The organism is uncultured Abiotrophia sp. (genome assembly GCF_963520105.1).
Lineage (GTDB): Bacteria > Bacillota > Bacilli > Lactobacillales > Aerococcaceae > Abiotrophia.
The window spans coordinates 22317-38272 of the sequence record NZ_CAUQPN010000009.1; the positions used below are offsets into that span (position 1 = coordinate 22317).

General features: G+C 48.0%; 17 protein-coding genes. 7 read left to right on the top strand and 10 right to left on the bottom strand.

The window, feature by feature from the left end:
• Nucleotides 1–54: 54 nt before the first annotated feature.
• Nucleotides 55–903, bottom strand: coding sequence for a VOC family protein (locus RWO08_RS08395; RefSeq protein WP_314211786.1), 849 nt, complete (start codon nt 901–903; stop codon nt 55–57).
• Between the two features lie 268 nt (nt 904–1171).
• Here RWO08_RS08395 and RWO08_RS08400 point away from each other — a divergent pair, with 268 nt between their 5' ends.
• From RWO08_RS08400 to RWO08_RS08410, 3 genes are read left to right on the top strand one after another with little or no spacing between them, the layout of a single operon-like run.
• A complete protein-coding gene (locus tag RWO08_RS08400) occupies nt 1172–2002 on the top strand; it encodes an alpha/beta hydrolase (RefSeq protein WP_070756066.1) in 831 nt (276 codons plus the stop codon).
• Between the two features lie 40 nt (nt 2003–2042).
• Nucleotides 2043–3209 (top strand): carbamoyl phosphate synthase large subunit, encoded by a 1167-nt coding sequence (locus RWO08_RS08405; protein ID WP_314211787.1) that lies wholly within the window; start codon nt 2043–2045, stop codon nt 3207–3209.
• Between the two features lie 60 nt (nt 3210–3269).
• Entirely contained in the window at nt 3270–4268 is a 999-nt protein-coding gene (locus tag RWO08_RS08410; RefSeq protein ID WP_291453960.1) for a nucleoid-associated protein, read from the top strand.
• 63 nt (nt 4269–4331) lie between these two features.
• Here the strand turns inward: RWO08_RS08410 and RWO08_RS08415 are convergent, their stop codons facing one another.
• The 8 genes from RWO08_RS08415 to RWO08_RS08450 all read right to left on the bottom strand — a co-directional run bounded on the left by RWO08_RS08415 (nt 4332) and on the right by RWO08_RS08450 (nt 11693).
• A complete protein-coding gene (locus tag RWO08_RS08415) occupies nt 4332–6236 on the bottom strand; it encodes a M13 family metallopeptidase (RefSeq protein WP_314211788.1) in 1905 nt (634 codons plus the stop codon).
• Nucleotides 6237–6353: 117 nt separating this feature from the next.
• Entirely contained in the window at nt 6354–6497 is a 144-nt protein-coding gene (locus RWO08_RS08420; protein ID WP_314211789.1) for a hypothetical protein, read from the bottom strand.
• A complete protein-coding gene (gene dltD / locus RWO08_RS08425) occupies nt 6481–7641 on the bottom strand; it encodes a D-alanyl-lipoteichoic acid biosynthesis protein DltD (protein WP_314211790.1) in 1161 nt (386 codons plus the stop codon). The genes RWO08_RS08420 and dltD overlap by 17 nt, the downstream gene beginning before the upstream one ends.
• Nucleotides 7638–7877 carry a D-alanine--poly(phosphoribitol) ligase subunit 2 gene (gene dltC / locus RWO08_RS08430; protein ID WP_070756071.1) on the bottom strand — a complete coding sequence of 80 codons (240 nt, stop codon included), beginning with the start codon at nt 7875–7877 and terminating at the stop codon, nt 7638–7640. The genes dltD and dltC overlap by 4 nt, the downstream gene beginning before the upstream one ends.
• A 10-nt stretch (nt 7878–7887) precedes the next feature.
• Entirely contained in the window at nt 7888–9042 is a 1155-nt protein-coding gene (gene dltB, locus RWO08_RS08435; protein WP_314211791.1) for a D-alanyl-lipoteichoic acid biosynthesis protein DltB, read from the bottom strand.
• Nucleotides 9039–10547: a D-alanine--poly(phosphoribitol) ligase subunit DltA gene (gene dltA / locus RWO08_RS08440; RefSeq protein ID WP_314211792.1), complete on the bottom strand. Its 1509-nt coding sequence runs from the start codon at nt 10545–10547 to the stop codon at nt 9039–9041. The genes dltB and dltA overlap by 4 nt, the downstream gene beginning before the upstream one ends.
• Nucleotides 10548–10691: 144 nt before the next feature.
• A complete protein-coding gene (locus RWO08_RS08445) occupies nt 10692–11027 on the bottom strand; it encodes a nucleotide pyrophosphohydrolase (RefSeq protein WP_070756074.1) in 336 nt (111 codons plus the stop codon).
• Between the two features lie 9 nt (nt 11028–11036).
• The gene (locus tag RWO08_RS08450; protein WP_314211793.1) at nt 11037–11693 is read right to left on the bottom strand and encodes a CpXC domain-containing protein; all 657 of its coding nucleotides are present in this window, start codon (nt 11691–11693) and stop codon (nt 11037–11039) included.
• 341 nt (nt 11694–12034) lie between these two features.
• On the opposite strand from RWO08_RS08450, the gene RWO08_RS08455 reads away from it, so the two are divergent.
• The 4 genes from RWO08_RS08455 to RWO08_RS08470 are packed head-to-tail and all read left to right on the top strand — an operon-like array spanning nt 12035 to nt 14714.
• Entirely contained in the window at nt 12035–12922 is an 888-nt protein-coding gene (locus tag RWO08_RS08455; RefSeq protein ID WP_314211794.1) for an ABC transporter ATP-binding protein, read from the top strand.
• Nucleotide 12923: 1 nt separating this feature from the next.
• Nucleotides 12924–13793: an ABC transporter permease gene (locus RWO08_RS08460; protein WP_314211795.1), complete on the top strand. Its 870-nt coding sequence runs from the start codon at nt 12924–12926 to the stop codon at nt 13791–13793.
• A gap of 35 nt (nt 13794–13828) precedes the next feature.
• The gene (locus RWO08_RS08465) at nt 13829–14299 is read left to right on the top strand and encodes a LytTR family DNA-binding domain-containing protein (RefSeq protein WP_314211796.1); all 471 of its coding nucleotides are present in this window, start codon (nt 13829–13831) and stop codon (nt 14297–14299) included.
• A gap of 1 nt (nt 14300) precedes the next feature.
• Nucleotides 14301–14714, top strand: a complete 414-nt coding sequence (locus RWO08_RS08470) for a DUF3021 domain-containing protein (protein ID WP_314211797.1) — start codon at nt 14301–14303, stop codon at nt 14712–14714.
• 48 nt (nt 14715–14762) lie between these two features.
• Here RWO08_RS08470 and RWO08_RS08475 read toward each other — a convergent pair whose 3' ends face one another.
• Nucleotides 14763–15302: a hypothetical protein gene (locus RWO08_RS08475; RefSeq protein WP_314211798.1), complete on the bottom strand. Its 540-nt coding sequence runs from the start codon at nt 15300–15302 to the stop codon at nt 14763–14765.
• Nucleotides 15303–15956 lie beyond the last annotated feature (654 nt).

The window sequence follows — 15956 nt, forward strand, 5'->3', positions numbered from 1 at the left end:
CCATAACCTCCTTACGCTACACTATTATAGCGTAAAGCAAAGGTATGGACAAGCTTACAAACTCCGTAAAACTAGGCTAATCCCATTGCTATCGGTTACTTGCCAGCCCCCTTCTAGGCCTTGAACTTTAGCTCCCAAGTCTTGGGCTCGCTTGACGATGGCGGCCTCTTCTTGAGGCGAGCCAGCGACAATACTAAAATGCTTAAGTCCTGCTTGATCTGGTTCTTGTGGCGCTAGACGGCTACCTGCCCATTGGTTAGCAGCTAATTGGTGGTGATAGGTCCCTGAGGACATCCAAGCCGCTGAAGACATCTGGAATTTGGTCTCCATGCCTAGCACTTGGTTCCACCAGACAGCCGCTCGCTTACTGTCTTGGACACTGAGGTGAATATGGCCAATGCGCGACCCCTCAGGCATTTGATAGGGCCCATCTAGGGGCTTGGCACTGTCATAGACGCCTTGGCCATCCATTTCTAGGGTCACGCCTGGGATGCGACCATCCGGCTCAATGTCCCATTGGCTGATTGGCTTATCGCGATAAACTTCAATGCCATTGCCTTCCGGGTCCTCTAGGTAAATGGCCTCAGAGTAGCCATGGTCTGAAGCCCCAATCAGTGGCAGGGACTGCTTGATAGCATGGACTAGGAAAGTCCCCAAGTCCTCCCGGCTTGGCAGAAGATAGGCTACATGATAAAGACCATAACGGGCTTGGCTTTCCTGTGGCGCGGCCACTGCTTCTAGGTAGAGCAAGGGCCGGTCACTGCCTTGGACGCCTAAACCTACGCGCTCAGGGCTTTCTTCTAAGATAGCCATCCCTAAAGCCTGCTTGTAGAAGGCCACCATGTAGGGCAAATTAAGCACATTGAGCGTAACAGATTCTAAATCAAAAGTTTCTTGATACATCATAAACTCCTTTCCTTGGGATAGAGAGATAAAGACATCTATATTATAAAAAGCTCACCCTATTAAAAACTAGTAGGCACTTCTTACAGACTTACTATCTTTTGGGATAGAATTAAGTCCCTATAAGCCTACGTTTTGGCCTCGTCCTAGAACTTTCTAACCTTCTTCACACTTTCTTTATATTCTCAAGGCTGATTCTGACCAAAAATTCCTAGCCTAGGCCCTGGCTTCATGTTAAAATATGGAGGACTAAGAAAGGAGCCCTGCCATGCATCACGCAGCCTATTTTTACCTAGAAATGCATACCCATGAACTAACTGTCCCATACACCAACAAGCCTCGCCGTATTCGGGTCCTCCTACCTAAGGATTACCAGAAGAACGAGAACAAGTCCTACCCTGTTCTCTACTTCCATGACGGCCAGAATGTCTTCTACAGCCGCGAATCATTCAGTGGCCACTCCTGGAAAATAATTCCAGCCATCAAGAAGAATCCTGACATCCCCCAAATGATTGTAGTCGGGATCGACAATGATAACGAAAACCGCCTCAACGAATATTCACCTTGGCCTTTCACCAACACCCCGATTCCTGAAGGAATGCGCCTTGGGGGCAAGGGCTTGAATTATGCTGACTTCGTGATGAATGTGGTCAAACCTTTCATCGATAGCCACTACCGGACCAAGCCTGACAAACGCCACACCGCCATGGCCGGCTCTTCCTTGGGCGGTAATATCACCCAATTTATGGGCTTGGAATATGCGGACCAGATTGGTAACCTAGGGGTCTTCTCTAGTGCCTCCTGGTTAACCGTGGAAGCCTTCAACCGCTACATTAGCCGTCAAAAGCTAGACCCTAGCCAACGCATCTTTATCCAAGTGGGGACCCAGGAAGGAGACGACACCGACCGCGACCTGACCCACGGTAACATGAAGCAAATCTACATCAACGCCTCCCTCAGCTACTATCAACAATTACTGGCTGGTGGCATGCCTCAGGACCGACTCCAGCTAATTATTGCGGCTGACGCTACCCACAGTGAAGAAGCTTGGGCAACCTATCTACCCGATTGCCTACGTTTCCTAAGCGAAGAGTGGTAGGCTAAATGCCCCTGACCCTAGCAGAAAGGATGGATTCCCTATGAACTATATTGTTATTTCTCCCTACTACCCTGCTAACTTCCAGCCCTTTTCCTATAAGTTACGTCAATATGGCGTCAATGTCCTAGGGATTGGCCAGGAACCTTATGACCAACTCAACGATGAGCTCAAAGCGACTCTGACTGAATATTTCCGGGTGGATAATCTGGAAGACCTAGACCAAGTCACTCGAGCAGTCGCCTTCTTCTTCCACAAATATGGACCCATCGACCGCATTGAGTCCCACAATGAATACTGGCTGGAACTAGATGCTGGCTTGCGTCAGCAGTTCAATATCTTTGGCGTCAAACCCCAAGATTTGGCCAAGACCAAGTACAAATCCGTCATGAAGGAATACTTCCGCAAGGCCGGTGTGCCGGTCGTGGACGGACGCGTGGTCAGCCAGACTTCAGAAATTGAGGCCGCCATCCAAGAATTAGGCCTGCCACTGATTGCTAAACCCGATAATGGCGTGGGGGCTGCCGCTACCTACAAGCTCATGACGCCAGAGGATGTGGCCCAATTCAAGGCAACTTGGGGGGAGTCTACTCCTTACTTCCTGGAGCAATTTGTCTCCTACCCAACGGTAACCACTTTTGATGGTCTGATTGATGCTGAGGGCAAGATTGTCTTCGAAACCGGTCTGACCTACTACTACCCACCACTGGAATTAGTCTTGGATCGTAAGGACAACGCCTTCTATATTGAGAAGGAAGTCCATCCTAAATTGCGTGAATATGGCCATGCCATCATCAAGTCCTTTGGCATGAAGGAGCGCTTCTTCCATATCGAATTCTTCCGGACGCCGGACGATGACTTTATCGCCATTGAATACAATAACCGCCCAGCCGGCGGCTTCTGTATCGACATCTACAACTATGCCCATGATATTGACCTCTACGATTATTGGGCTAAGCTAGTGACAGGCCAAGAGCTGCCTAAGCAGACCGCCCATGGTCGCTACTGCCTAGCTGTTGCTCGTCGCGATGAGCATACTTATGTGGCCAGCCACCAAGACATCCTGGATCGATTCGCTGACCAGATCAAGATGACTGCCCGCATTCCGCAGGCTTTCGCTGATTTACTTGGGGACAGTCTCTATGTCATGACGACCCCTTCCCGTCAAGTTGTTGATGATATGGTCCATTTTGTCGGCCAACGCGTCTAAGCATCTCAAATATTAGGGGGCTCCTGCCCCCTTTTTCTTCACTAGAAAGGATTCCTCAACATGTACATTCACCATGCCATTCTCCACATCCTGGATAAGGATGCTGGTAATCTCTTCCTATCCCAGGAAGCCATGGACTTATCCTCGCCCCTGATTCGGACCTACCTGGATAAGCTCCTGACCAAGGTCCAAAAGGCAGAACCCAAACGCGCTAAGCTAGAAGCGGACAACGCCCTCTGGGCTAGTCTCAAGGATGACCAAACCAGCCTGATTGACAAATCTAGCAGTCTGGCCGATAAACTCTTTGACTTGATTGGGCCAGCGGAAGAAATCGCTGCTGCCGACTATCTCTTCTTCGAGGCTAGTGATGACCATGAACAGCGCTATTTCGGCCTGATACGCCTGGACTACTCTAGTCAGGTGACGCATTTCCTCTCGGCCGAATCGCAATTAGTCAATCAACTGGTCATGCACCACGCCATTCTCCCAAGCCCCACCCAGACGCCATCGGAATTCTTCTTGCTGAACTTGGCCACTGGTGACTACCAAATTCTAGAGAAGCAATATGTCATCGAAGGCAAACGCTGCCTCTACCTATCCGAACGCATTTTGGAAATCGCCCCACCTCAAGCAGCGCCGCAGCAAATCAAGCAAATCAAAAAGGCGGTCGCCGACACCGCCAAGCAATTTGACCAAGAACCTTATCAGGCCCTGGCAACTACTCAAAAGGTTATTCTGCAACAGTTAGAAGAGGACCATGTCATTAATGCGGAAGAAATCACCCGTCAGGTCTTCAAGGGCAATCTAGGCGCCCAGGACGCGGCGCGCGAGGCCCTAGTCAAAAGAGAAGTCCCAACCAACATTGCAGTCAACAACGTGCCCAAGTATGAGAAGAAGTACGCCAAGCAAAAATTCAAGCTGGCCAATGGCATCGAGCTCATGGTGCCAACTGAGCTCTATGATGACCCTGAAGTCATTGAGTTCATTAACAATCCAGACGGCTCTATTTCCGTTATGATTAAAAATGTCGAAACCATTGTCAATGCCTTTAACGGCTAAGAAAAAAGCCTCTGGCTGATGGCTCCAATGCCATCGGTCAGGGGCTTTTTTATTATCTTGAGATTACCAAATCGTTACCCGTTCTTCAGGTGCCAAATACATGGCGTCGCCGGGCTCAATCCCGAAGGTTTCATAGAAGGCCGCCAAATTCTTAGGTGCCATGTTGGCTCGTAACTCACCTGGCGAGTGAACGTCAATGTTGAGAAGCAGGTTGACATACTCTGGTCGTGCTTTGCGACACCAGACGCGGGCCCAGTTGAAGAAGAAGTCTTCCAAGTCAGCATCCGGCAGAGCTTGAGCTGCTTCAAGGGCACAGCTTAGACCGCCCGCATCCGCAATATTTTCAGAGACGGTCAAGGTCCCATTAATCTTGCCGTCACCAAACGGAATCCCATCCCAGAGCTTGATCATCTTATCGGCCAGGCTGTTGAAGTGAGCCAAGTCCTCTTCCGTCCACCAGTTAGACAAGCTACCGGTCTCATCAAACTGGGCGCCATTATTGTCAAAGGCATGGGAAATTTCATGGGCAATCACGGCCCCAATCCCCCCATAGTTGGCGCTAGCTGATTGTTGCAGGCTATAGAATGGCGCCTGCAGAATAGCCGCTGGGAAGCAGATTAAGTTATTAGATGGATCATAGTAGGCATTGACCGTGTTGGCACTAATTTCCCAGAGATCACGGTCCACTGGCTTGTTCCACTTGCTGAGGTTGTAGCGAGTTGCTACTTGGGTGAAGAAGATAGAAGCCTGGAAGAAGTTGCGGTCGCCGACAACTAACTCCTCATAGACTGGCGGAATCTTGTCAGGATAGCCCACTAAGAGGTCCATTTTCTGTAGCTTGAGAATGGCCTTTTCGCGAGTGGCAGGGCTAAGCCATTCCTTGGTTTCTAGGCGTTTTTGGTAGATGGCAATCATGTTCTTGACCATTTGAGTCACGTCTTCCTTGGCTTCAGGGCCAAAGTAGCGTTGGGCATAGAAGTCCCCTAAGACTTGGTCGAATGCTTGATTGACATGGCTGTAGGCCAATTTTTCAAAAGGTCTCATGGCTGGGTTGCCAGTCAAGGCCTGGGTCATACGGTGGCTGATAGCCCGTGCTTCTTCAGACAGATAGCTGGTCGCACCCGTAACCAGACGCAAGGTCAACCAGGCCTTAAGCTCAGTCAAATCAGCTTGATCCACAAGTTCCTTGAAGGCCTCGAAGAATTTAGGTTCGCCTACGTTTAGGGTCTCAGGCAAACCACCTAAGACGGACTCTAGTACTGCCTTGAAATCGATTTGGTCAGAGTAAGCCGCTACTTGATCCAACTTGCGAGGGTTGTGGAAGACCACATATTCTGCCGCTTCTTCCTTAGACAAGGTATAAGGGGCTAGGCGAGCATCCAAGGCCATGCCGGCTGTCACTAATTCCATAGCTTCCTTAACGTCCAAGCCTAATAAGGCCAGTAAGTCTAAGGCCACTTGGCGGTAGACTGCCAACAATTGCTGGCCTTGCGCATGATCAGGCTCATAGTAGGTCCGGTCAGGCAAAATCAAGCCTGGGCGACCCAAATGCACCACATAACGATTGGAATCCGCCATATCTTGGACCACACCTAAGCCGAAGGGGCCTGGTAGGCCTTCTAAAATACCGGTCTTAGCCCACTCAGTCAGGTCAGCTACTGAGGTCAGTGCTTGGATGCGGTCGATATAAGGACGCAAGGGACTCATACCTAGAGCAGCACGCCCTTCCTTATCCAAGGCTAACTGATAGTAAGCCACCATTTCCTTTTGCATCTTGGTCAGTGAGTCAGGCTGATCAATCAAGTCGGCCAAATCCTTCATCAGATCGGCTTCTACCTTGTCGGCCAAATCTGAGAAGCCACCCGTTGTTGGCTTATCATCCGGGATTACAGCCGTTTCTAACCAGGCCCCATTGACTGCCTGGAAGAGGTCTGTCTTAATCAGGTCACGTTCTACTTTATGTGTCATAGCACTTCCCCTTTTCTTATTTTCTTAGCTCTATTATAGTCTTTTTGACTTGTTAGGACCACTCAAACGATTAAAGCATAAAAAATGGACTAGGTCAGCTGACCTAGTCCTTAATTCTTAGAAACTACTATAAATGTAAGGCTGCACGCCTCCAGTATCCTTAGCCAATCCGTAGATGACGAGGATCATGATTAATACGTAGAAAATCGCAATCCACAGAATGAGTTGGAGAATTTTGGAGGATTTAATCTTGTTTACCATATTCATAAAGATCTTTTTCAAGGCGAGTCCATCCTTTCCATCCTAAGTGCAACATATCCTGCATGACATAAGGCTCATAATCATCATCCTGGTAATCATAATACTTGATACCACGTTGATCCAGCACTTGCTTGATTGCCTCATAGATAGCCCGGCGGTCTTCCTTAGGGAAGCCGGTGTAGTCATACCACTTACCATTAACGGGTAGGAGGACGACACGGACATCCACGCCCAAGTCTTGAGCGATGTCGAGGAATATGTTCAAGTCTTTCATTTCTGGTGAATCGGTGACGTATTTTCCTACATCACTGTTCTTAAACTTCTCTAAATCTTGACCAATTTCATTGGTGTAATAATGATTTTCAACCTGAAATTCATTATTGTTGGTCTTGTCTGCTGCCCCTTCTTGCTCAGCAATGGTCTTATAACGTTGATCCCAATCATAGTCCGGCGTCTTGTCACCCGCCATTGGCAGAGGGTCCTTGTCAGCTAGGGCATAGCGAATCTTGTTCTTGAAGACATCGAGCTGGTAATGAGCCCGCGCCCACTGGTTCTCAAACCAATTATCTGGCTCGTCTAGCAAAGCCTTCTTATAGCGAGCCAAGGCATCGTGCACTTGGGGATGCTGAGTCGAGGCTTCTAGCAGACGATCAATAAAGGCACGTTTGTGTTCTTCCGTCACCTTAGGATTACTTAAGGTATTATAAACATGCTCAAAAGACAGACGATAGAGTAAAGCGTTAGGTGGTACTCCTTCTTTGGTAAACCATTGTAGGGATTCCAATAAGACCGCTTTTTGTTGAGGTAAATTATCCCCTACAGAACCCAAGATGGAGGCCAAGGTAAGGTTGCGATAATTCCCACGGCCAATTTCCATCAGGTGAAAGTCCTTGTAGTTGAAGACCACGCTAGGGTCGAAGTTTTCCTTGAAGGTTTGGACCAACTCCGAGGAACCGAAGACTGTTAAGGTCTGGGCGTCCATATTCTGAGTCAAAATATCCTTACTCTGGTTCTTCTCCACTTGTCGGCCGTAACGTATACTGTTATCTGGCACCTGGTAGGCCCCGGACAAGGAAGCATTGAGGCCAATCATGCTGACAAGCGCTAAGCAAATGGCATAGACTAAGGCCTTCATTTTAATCATAGAGCAGCCACTCGTTTCTTAACGTAGGCTATGACCCGACGTGGCGTATCAATCTCTTCATAGGTGACCTCCGTTGGTGCCGTTGCAAAACCGAAGACTTCTTCCATCCGCACTAGCATCTCAACGAAACCTAAGGAATCCAGGAGCCCTTCGTCACGGAGATTGATATCTAAATCCTCACGCACCACTTCATCTTCACACAATTCTTCTAAAAGGCTTAATACTTGTTCTTCCATACTCTCACTCCTAACCTTGTCCAAATCCTAGCCACTTCCCTACGACTTCTGGAAATTTATTGGAGAAGATGAACATCCCCAAGACAACCAATTGCAAAGTCACTGCCCAGCTTACTAGCTTGTAGAGGGAGTGGTTTTTGTATTTCTTATAAAATTTTGATTTCTTCTGATAGGCTTCAAAGCCAGCCATTAAAACCCCGTGGTAACAACCATAGAGGATATAATGGAAGGAGAAACCATGCCAAAAGCCCATGAATAGCATATTGGCCATATAGGCTGCCATGGCCCGATTAAGCCGGGTCTTGAAACGCTTATGACGAATAAAATTCATCATGACGCGCGAGAAGACGAAGTCCCGCAGCCATTGGGATAAGCTAATGTGCCAACGATTCCAGAAATCCTTGATATCGATGGCCAAGAATGGTTGCTTAAAGTTCATTGGGGTCTCAATCCCTAAGAGGTTACTGAGCCCTACTGCCATGAGGCTATATCCAGCAAAGTCAAAGAATAAATAGAAGGTATAGCCGTAGGCGTATTTAATCAAATAGTAAAAATAATTGCCAACCTGTAATGCCGACAGCCACTTGAAAATGACGGCAGCAATGACAAATTTGTAGACAGCCCCGAGTAAGAGGCGATAACTCCCCAGGCCCAGCAGTTCCCAATAGTCTTTCCAGTCCAGAATCTTCTCCGTATCTGCCACAAAGCGCTTGGAGCGGTCAATAGGGCCGGCACTGACAACTGGGAAGAAGAGCAGGAAGCTCAGGTAATCGACCAAGGACATTTCCTTAATGAGGCCGTCCTGGGTCTCTAGCAGAATCTGCACCACCTTAAAAGACAGATAGGAGATGCCGACAAAGCCAAAGCTGTAGATGGTCCAAATTTCATGTAACTTGGCCAAAACCAAGGGCAGAAAGGACAGGTAGACCGTCCACTTAAACTCGGGATGACGAAATTGATATTGAATCAAACCATATTGAAAGGCTAAGAAGACCAGTGAGACAAGCAAATGTTGGAAATCTGCGCCGAAGACACCCGCATAGATAATCAAGGAGCCTAGGGCCAGCCAATATTTGATTGGCCATTGGCGCCAACGAATTACCAGTCCGCCTAGGCAGAAAATCGCTGCTATCAGAGCAAACTTTTCATCACCAAAGTAGGTCATAAGAGCCCTCCTAAGGCCTTCCGGTCAACCTTACCATTTTGATTGAGTGGTAGGCTATCTAGAAAGACGATTTTCTTAGGAATCATGTAGTCTGGCAAGGTCTGCTTCAAATGCGCCTTGAGTTCACGCACCGTTTGGAAACGTTGCTGGATGACCTGATCATAAATCACAAAGCTGACTAAACTTCTAACCGTATCGCCTTCGTACTTAGGTAGGGTGATGGCTTGGCTGACCAGAGGATGCTTGATTAGGTTAGCATCAATGTCCTCCAGTTCAATCCGGTAGCCATGCCACTTAATCTGAAAGTCAATCCGACCATTACAGAAGAGCAAGTCTTCTTCAAAGTAACCCACGTCCCCTGTCTTATAGGCAGGTTGCCCACCAACTTGACCAAATTTCTGAGCGGTCAATTCAGGTTGACCATAGTAGCCTTGAGCGACTGTATCCCCAATGATTTGGATTTCGCCTTGGCCTTCTTCTGCCTCTTCTAGGGGTAGCAACTTGACCTGACTACCAGGACGGACACGTCCAACCGGTAAATTGTCCGGATAGGCATCTATCAGGGCTTGGTCGATATCCACCCAGGTCATCATAACTGTCGATTCAGTTGGGCCATAGGAATTATAGACCTTGGCCAGCGGGAAACGATCCAAGAGGGCCTGAGCCGTACGAGTCTGAAGCTTCTCACCGCAGAAGGCGAAACGTCTGACTTGGGGCAGCAGTTCTTGATTGAATTGCGGATCAGCCAAGCAAGTATCAACAAAGGACGGTGTGGACACCCAAGTGGAAATGCCCGACTGCTTGAGGCAGTCGAACAAAGCCCCATAATTGCTTAACAAGCCCTTGTCCAATTGGTATAAGGTGGCGCCCATGCAGAGGGCAGGATAGACACTCATGACCGACAGGTCGAAGGAATAAGGTGGTTGGCCGATGAATACAGGGCTCTCTCCTGGCCGGGCTGGAATCAGTGGCAGATACCAAGTCAAGAAATTGTCCAGGTTCTCGGCTGAGACACAGACTCCTTTAGGTTGGCCAGTAGAGCCAGAGGTATAGATAATGTAGGCTGTCTCAAAACCCTTAACCGCCACGTCATCAGCTGGCGCATCATAGCTCCCCGCCTGCACAAGGGCTTGAGCTTGGGCTAAAGTGACTTGCCGGCAATCTAGTGGCAAGTCTTCGGTCGTAAGCACCAAAGGTGGCGCCAACTTCTCAATAATCGCGGCCACCCGATCCAGCGGCATGGACAAATCAATGGGACAGTATGCATGACCTGATTTGAGGCAAGCCAAGAAATAAACCAACATGTAGGGATGCTTATGTCCGTAGACGACTAGGGGTGAACGGTCCTGGCCTAAGGTCTCATGCAACCAGCCTGCTAATTGGTCAACGGCTAGCCACATGTCCTGATAGGTGAGTGTTTGGGCATCCTGATTCAAACGATTCAATTGGCAAGCCAGGACCTGTGAGTTACGATGGGCTTGGATTGCTTGCATAAATTTCAACATACTCACTCACTCCAAACATTTCCTTGTTCCCTATTAGAACTAGTGATTACTTTTCTACAATTCATAGTTTACACCACGTATATGAAAAAGATATGAAAAACTCCACCACATTCTGCGAAGATGTGATTTTAAATATAAAAGAAGCTACTCACTAGCAGCTCCATCTAATTCTGTTGGCGGGGCTGGGTACTTGATGGCATTCTTACGCAGTTTATCCGCAATAATGTCGTCAATATCCAGGCCTAAATTATCTGCCAGCATATAAGTATAGATTAAAACATCTGCTACTTCTTCTTTAATATGTTCTAAATCTTGACTATTAGCTTCCTCAGGCGTCCGCCATTGATAGATTTCCATCAACTCCGCGGCTTCAATCGCAATAGACATAGCCAAATCCTTCTCATTATGATAAGGTCGCCAATGACGTTCATCGCGGAAACGATTGATGGCCGCCATGGTTTCTGAACTTTGTTGATTCATGCTCATCACCTAGTCTTGGTCTTGCTCTAGTTGGGCCATGAGCCATTCTGCCCATTGCTGATTGATGAAGAATCCACCCCCATAGCGGGCTAGCTCCTGGGCAAAACTGTCCTTGGTTAGGTCATACTGGCCCTGGTCAAAGGCTACCGTCGCGACCAATTCTCGGTCATCCCCCAGCAGAAATTGAGCTTTACCTTCCTTGGCCACTTGATAAAGAATATGCTTAATAGGCTGGTCTGGCATTTGTTGGTGGAAACCAGCAAAAACCAAATATTTTTGTAACTCTACGATGCGGTCATCTAGGCCTGCTTCAAGAATTTGAATCTTCTCCCAGAGATTAGGCAAGCCGTGCACAATCCGGATGGTAGCCACAGCCATCTGTTCAGGGGTGAAGGTGTCCTTCAATACTTGCACATCTTCTTCAAAAAAACTAGGATCTGGTTCGTAGAAGAGGACAAGGCCCTTTTGTAAATCTTGATAGAGGAAGCCGTAATCCGCCATGCCCTCATAGCCACACTCAGGACATTTTACTTTGAAAAATTCCCCAGACAGAATGGCTTCACGTTCCGGTGACTGGTCAGTGACATCGATTGTTCCATAGACCTTGACGTCGATTGGTGCCTGACATTGGTGGCAAGCCACTTGCTTCACATCATATTGAGACATTAGGGCACTTCCTTTTAAATTTCTTGACCCTATTATAACATATTAGGCTGGACTTGGCTCGTTAAAAGAAAGCCTAGCACCCTGTAAAAGCGCTCTCTTTATTAGATTGTTCGCTATCATTTTAAGTAAACAAGCCATCCAAAAGATAATCAAAAAAATGACCGACTGCTTGAGTATTTTTTGCCAGATAGCCCCCTCCTAAACTCCTTCATTTCCCACTTCTTGCATTTTGGCCCCCCTCCCTAACCACTTAAGCCCCAATTTTGACCACTTAGCTTTTTTATCAAGGCAAGGGCCAAACATCATGGTAAGATAAGCCTGTAGTAAAGGAGGACACCCCCATGTTAATTCAAACCCAAAACCTAACCAAACGCTACGGCGATAAAACGGTCGTACAGCAACTCAACCTATCCATCCCTCAAGGTCAATTAGTAGCCCTCTTAGGTCCCAATGGTGCCGGTAAATCCACCACTATTAAGATGCTAACAGGCCTCTTGTCCCCAAGCGAGGGTTCTATTATCTTCCAAGGTCAGCAACTCTCCCGCTCAGACTATCAACGCCAACTGGGTGTGGTCTTCCAGGACAGTATTTTAGACCAGGACCTAACCGTTGGCCAAAACCTCTTAAATCGGGCCAAATGCTACCGTAACTTTGAGGCCAGCCAGCTGGACTTCCTAATCCAAGTCTTTGAACTCGAGTCAATCTTGAAGCAAAGCTATGGCACCTTATCTGGTGGCCAACGCCGTCGTGTCGACATTGCTCGGGCACTAGTCCACCAGCCTAAATTCTTGATTCTGGATGAGCCCTCAACCGGTTTAGATATCCAAACCCGTAATGTCATCTGGGATGCCCTCTTGCGTCTGCGCCAAGAACAAGGCCTGACCATCCTCTTAACCACCCACTACTTAGAAGAAGTAGAAAATGCCGACTATGTCTACATTATTGACCACGGTCACTTGATTGCAGCCGACACGGTTAGCCAGCTTAAGGCTCAATATGCCTATGACACCTTAAGCTTAGATCTTGAAGATCCACAAGCCTTGGCCCAAGAACTTGCCCCCGACTACCAAGTCCGCCTAGATGGTCCGCTCTTGAAGGTTGACCTCAAGCCTGAACAATCCGTCTGGCCCCTCTTAGATCGTTACCGCCCACTCATTAAGCACTTTGAATACCATCGCGGTAGTGTCGATGACCTCTTTATTAATTTAACCGGAAGGGAGATCCGCTAATATGTTACACTTCACACTTCGTTGCCTACGCCTCTACTTCATCCAAAAGAGTCGTGTCTTCTTCTCACTCTTAGGTGCCCTCATCACCTTCATTCTCTACCTAGCCTTCCTCAAGGACAACATGGCTTCTTCATGGCCACAATTACCTGGCGTTAATACCTTCTTGGATTACTGGCTCTTAGGAGGAATCTTAGCCATCGTCGGGGCTACTACTAGCGCAGCAGGTCTTAGCCCAATGGTTGAAGATAAAGAAAAAGGCGTCCTAGCCGACTTCCTCCTGACCGATTTAAGTTATAATCAAATGCAATTTGGCTACTTCCTAGCCAGTGCCCTAATCAGTTTGATTATGCAGGTTCTTTCCCTAAGCTTATTATTTACCTACTACGCGCTAACGGCGGGCATGACCCTATCAGGCCTGCAATTACTTCAACTCTTGGGCGCTATGGTCTTGTCAGCCCTGGTTTGGACTAGCTTCAATGTCTTACTCTTTGGCTTTGTCAGAAGTGTGACCAGCTTCGGCCATGTCATGTTATTACTATCCACTTCCCTTGGCTTCTTCGCTGGCGTCTACCTACCGCTAGGTCTCTTACCACAAGCAAGTCGTTGGGTCATTCAAGTCACACCCGCCCCTTACTTCTCCTCCCTTTTCCGTCACATTCTCCTAGCACCAACGCAAGAAGCCATGACCCAGCAAGTGCCTGACTTCATGTTACAACAAATCTTGCGCCATACCGGTGTCGGCTTGGATGTTGGTTTCTTAACCAGCGCTAGCCAGGAAGTCCTCATTCTCTTAGGCTTTGGCCTCCTCTTCCTCATTCTCATGCCAATCTTAGGCAAATTCAGTCGCAAACTAGCCTTACATAGTCTATAATAAGGGGGAAGACACTGTTTTAGGAGGAAGTCCCTGTGAATATACGATTTGAGCCCAATCCCCAACTCGCCCCTGATACGGTCAATGTGACGGTGGAAGCGGCTAATCTTAACGCGGAGGCTCTGCAAGTCCTGCAGCTTTTGGAAGAAAATCAAAATGCCTCTTCTGGCCTCACTCGGCTTCCGCTCCTAGTCGATGACAAGACCATCATGGTGGCTAGTCAAGATTTGATTGCTATGGAAGTCTATCAGAATGAGTTGACCGTCTATACCCAGGAGGCTACTTACCTAGTCAAAGGCCAGCTCAATAAGATGTTGGAACGTTTAGACGGGCGAGACTTTGTCCAAGTATCTAAGAGCGCCCTGCTCAATATCAACCATCTGCACACGCTTGAAATGGGTTTTTCTGGCAATATGGTGGCCATCCTGACCCACAAAATCAAACTTGGCGTTAGCCGCAAATACCTGCCAGCACTCAAGCAAACGCTAGGCATGGGAGGGATATAAGATGTTAAAAACACATACCTTAGCCTTCGTCAATGGCCTTCTGATTGGCTCACTCACCTATCTGCTCTGTACCTTGGTCTTCCTTCGGACCAGCGCCATTAGACCTGCCGAAGTCGTCACCGTGCTCATGATGAGTGGTCTCATCGGCCTTGTCACCCTCCACTATCGGGAGTGGGAAGAAGATCATAACCTGACCTTGGCCTTGCTTCTTCATTTCGCTTCTATCCTAATCATTGTCGGTATCACGGCCCTCTACAATGGCTGGATTAGCTTTTCTTGGCAGGATTTACTTCCTTTTGTAGGGGTGGTCCTAGTCATCTACATCCTAATCTGGCAAGGTATGATTTGGCATCGTCGCTTGGATGTGGCGGCCACCAACCATCTGATTCAAAAACGACGTCAAAAGTCTCACTAGCTAGTAAAATAAGCCCTCCCTAGGAAATCCTAAGGAGGGCTTGTTTTTTTATTGATAGTAGTCGGAGCCATTTTGCAAGATTTTGCGCTGGCAATAATTTTGCAAATTCTCTAGCTGGCGTTGATGCTCATCCGTCCCTAGGCGGTAGCTTCTGCCTTGGAAGGTCAGGACCAAATTCAAGCTCTTGACCCGCGTCTGGCCTGTGCGGCCCACACGATAACGGTGCATCTTGACCTTGACTAAATCCGACCAGGAATGACGATCCTCGCGCTCCCCCACGCTAATGGCAACTTGGCTACCCAAGTCTCGTATGACAACTGGACGGCGCCAGATTTTCTCATAGGCCCACTGAACTAAAGCAGATGAGCCTAAAAGCCAAATGACGAAGACTAATAGCAATAAGGCTTCATGAGCGCCTTCTGGCGTCCTTTGCCAGAGCCAATCGAGTAGGGAAAGTAGCCCCCAGCCTAGCAAGGACATAAAGACCAGAATCAGCCCCACAATGGACCAAAAACGCACGCCATAGACATGGCTAACCCGCAAGACCTTGCTGAATGCTAGCTCTTTGTTTTCTTGATTTGTCTCCATGTCTGAGTCGCCGTCCTTTCATCTAGGCTTATTCTACTCTAGTTCAATCTTTGAAGCAAGTGGCTGACTTGCTTCCAAATGTCTATTTGGCCTTCTTAGACTTTTTGCGTCTATTCCTTATTTTACTCTGGCAGTACCGTTCTAGGCTTCTCAAGTCTTCTATATGATCATCCGTCCCTAGGCGATAAGTCCGTCCTTTGAAAATCAGCACCAGATTTAGACTCATGATGGGGGAAGCATAGTATCTACTTTGCCCTTCAGTCGACACCTTGACCTTGCGCAGGTCGGCCCAATCATGACACTTCTCTCGGTGGCCAACCTTAATGGCAATTTGACTGCCGATATCGCGTATGGTAACCGGTCGGAGCCAGATTTTGTCATAGGACCACCGAACCAGAGGAGCCGCTATAAAGGGCCAGGCAAGATACAAACATACGCTTAAGACTGGCTGCCAGCTTTTGGGGGAGAGCGTATATAAGGAAAGTAGCCCCCAGCCCACTAAGGACATAAAGACTAGCAGCAAGACCAAGACGGACAAAAACCGCACCCCAAAAATATGGCTAACCCGCAAATCTAGGCTTAATCTCTTCATAGCAAGCTCCACTCTCCTTTCACATAGGCTTATTCTACTCTAATCGCCTCTTTCTAGCAAGA

What these genes read in the sequence shown, in the direction of transcription:
- RWO08_RS08395 (WP_314211786.1), bottom strand. Translation starts at nt 903, where the DNA reads ATGTATCAAGAAACTTTTGATTTAGAATCTGTTACGCTCAATGTGCTT.
- RWO08_RS08420 (WP_314211789.1), bottom strand. Translation starts at nt 6,497, where the DNA reads ATGGTAAACAAGATTAAATCCTCCAAAATTCTCCAACTCATTCTGTGG.
- RWO08_RS08460 (WP_314211795.1), top strand. Translation starts at nt 12,924, where the DNA reads ATGTTACACTTCACACTTCGTTGCCTACGCCTCTACTTCATCCAAAAG.
- dltD (WP_314211790.1), bottom strand. Translation starts at nt 7,641, where the DNA reads ATGATTAAAATGAAGGCCTTAGTCTATGCCATTTGCTTAGCGCTTGTC.
- RWO08_RS08405 (WP_314211787.1), top strand. Translation starts at nt 2,043, where the DNA reads ATGAACTATATTGTTATTTCTCCCTACTACCCTGCTAACTTCCAGCCC.
- RWO08_RS08410 (WP_291453960.1), top strand. Translation starts at nt 3,270, where the DNA reads ATGTACATTCACCATGCCATTCTCCACATCCTGGATAAGGATGCTGGT.
- RWO08_RS08455 (WP_314211794.1), top strand. Translation starts at nt 12,035, where the DNA reads ATGTTAATTCAAACCCAAAACCTAACCAAACGCTACGGCGATAAAACG.
- RWO08_RS08470 (WP_314211797.1), top strand. Translation starts at nt 14,301, where the DNA reads ATGTTAAAAACACATACCTTAGCCTTCGTCAATGGCCTTCTGATTGGC.
- RWO08_RS08475 (WP_314211798.1), bottom strand. Translation starts at nt 15,302, where the DNA reads ATGGAGACAAATCAAGAAAACAAAGAGCTAGCATTCAGCAAGGTCTTG.
- dltA (WP_314211792.1), bottom strand. Translation starts at nt 10,547, where the DNA reads ATGTTGAAATTTATGCAAGCAATCCAAGCCCATCGTAACTCACAGGTC.
- RWO08_RS08400 (WP_070756066.1), top strand. Translation starts at nt 1,172, where the DNA reads ATGCATCACGCAGCCTATTTTTACCTAGAAATGCATACCCATGAACTA.
- RWO08_RS08445 (WP_070756074.1), bottom strand. Translation starts at nt 11,027, where the DNA reads ATGAATCAACAAAGTTCAGAAACCATGGCGGCCATCAATCGTTTCCGC.
- RWO08_RS08415 (WP_314211788.1), bottom strand. Translation starts at nt 6,236, where the DNA reads ATGACACATAAAGTAGAACGTGACCTGATTAAGACAGACCTCTTCCAG.
- RWO08_RS08450 (WP_314211793.1), bottom strand. Translation starts at nt 11,693, where the DNA reads ATGTCTCAATATGATGTGAAGCAAGTGGCTTGCCACCAATGTCAGGCA.
- dltC (WP_070756071.1), bottom strand. Translation starts at nt 7,877, where the DNA reads ATGGAAGAACAAGTATTAAGCCTTTTAGAAGAATTGTGTGAAGATGAA.
- dltB (WP_314211791.1), bottom strand. Translation starts at nt 9,042, where the DNA reads ATGACCTACTTTGGTGATGAAAAGTTTGCTCTGATAGCAGCGATTTTC.